Annotated in this window: 2 protein-coding genes and 1 pseudogene; 1 reads left to right on the top strand and 2 read right to left on the bottom strand. The window is 45.4% G+C overall.

What is annotated here, in order from left to right; genetic code table 11:
- A pseudogene (locus PX636_RS10215) lies at positions 1–204 on the bottom strand (photosystem II q(b) protein); the annotation flags it as partial.
- Positions 205–383: 179 nt separating this feature from the next.
- Between PX636_RS10215 and msrB the strand changes: the two are divergent.
- Positions 384–800, top strand: coding sequence for a peptide-methionine (R)-S-oxide reductase MsrB (gene msrB, locus PX636_RS10210; protein ID WP_004163453.1), 417 nt, complete (start codon positions 384–386; stop codon positions 798–800).
- Positions 801–852: 52 nt separating this feature from the next.
- Here the strand turns inward: msrB and PX636_RS10205 are convergent, their stop codons facing one another.
- Positions 853–1,056, bottom strand: a complete 204-nt coding sequence (locus PX636_RS10205) for a phycobilisome linker polypeptide (RefSeq protein WP_002739162.1) — start codon at positions 1,054–1,056, stop codon at positions 853–855.
- Between the last annotated feature and the right edge of the window lie 283 nt (positions 1,057–1,339).

Raw genomic sequence — 1,339 nt, 5'->3', positions numbered from 1 at the left:
AGCTACAGGCTCGCGGATACCGTCGATATCTACGGGAGGAGCGGCGATAAAGGCGATGATGAAGCAGGTGGTGGCGGTGAGCAGGGTGGGGATCATGATCACACCGAACCAGCCGATGTATAAGCGGTTGTTGGTGCTGGTGATCCACTGGCAGAACTGCTCCCACAGGGAAGCGCTCTCGCGCTGTTGTAGAGTGGTGGTCATTGGTTTATGATTCCTATTAAGTTATCGAGGTACGATTGATGATGTCTCTATCTTAGAGAGTTTGTAACGGTTTGTAAAGGGGGTTGAAACTATTGTTACTTATACCATTGATAAGCTGAGGTTATGAAAAACCCTAGATCTCGAACTCAGGTTAGACTAAAAAGGGAAATTTAATCATAATGGCGGTTGTCATGACTATGGTAGAAAAAGTTCGTAAAACCGAGGCGGAATGGCAGGCCCAGCTAACTCCCGAACAGTTCCAAGTTACTCGCAAAAAGGGAACAGAACGGGCTTTTACAGGTAAATATCACGATAATAAAGAAAAAGGTATTTACAAATGTGTCTGCTGTGGTACGGAGTTATTTACTTCTGACAGCAAGTATGATTCGGGTACTGGTTGGCCGAGTTTCTGGACTGCTGCTAACGAGGCTAATATTAAGTACGAGCGAGATGTTAGTTTTTTCATGGTGCGGACAGAGATTGTTTGTGCCGCCTGTGATGCTCATCTTGGTCACGTTTTTAATGATGGTCCACCCCCGACGGGAAAACGCTATTGTCTCAACTCTGCCGCTTTGCAGTTTGAAAAAAATCCCTAAAGCAAAAAGAGGTCTGGAAAGACCTCTTTTTTTAAGTTCCAGTGGCAGCCAATTACAGTAAACCTGTATTAGTCCCCGGTTTGCCGGTAGCTAGCTGCACTTTGACAATTTTGCCGCCCATTTTCATGATGCGTTGTTGCTCACGAAACCAATTATCGTAGGGAACGAGTTTGGTAAAATAGGTATTTTGTAATTCCCGTTGTGTCCGAATGCGGCTTTGGCTAGGAACACAAGCGGTGATTTTGAACATCCGCATGGATTGATTTCTCCTAATCGCTGAAAAACTTGTCGCTCAAACTAACGAAGGCTTTTTCCTAAATTGACATCCTCACCGCCGTAAACGGACGGTGATTCCTCACCACGCCACCTTTTTAGGGTGGTCGCGTCAATGGGGTTGACGCTTCACCGAAAAACGCTTAATTGCTTAAGTCTGACACTTTCGACCCGTCCATTTAAAGTCTCCGAATGCCCTTCGGCGACTGATTTAATTTTGGTTTATACATACCGACACAGGGTATGTTTTGCCTCTAGCATGGAGT

The sequence above is a fragment of the Microcystis sp. M53598_WE2 genome (assembly GCF_030067735.1).
In the GTDB taxonomy this organism is placed as follows: domain Bacteria; phylum Cyanobacteriota; class Cyanobacteriia; order Cyanobacteriales; family Microcystaceae; genus Microcystis; species Microcystis aeruginosa.
This window is presented reverse-complemented; position numbering and strand designations above follow the sequence as displayed.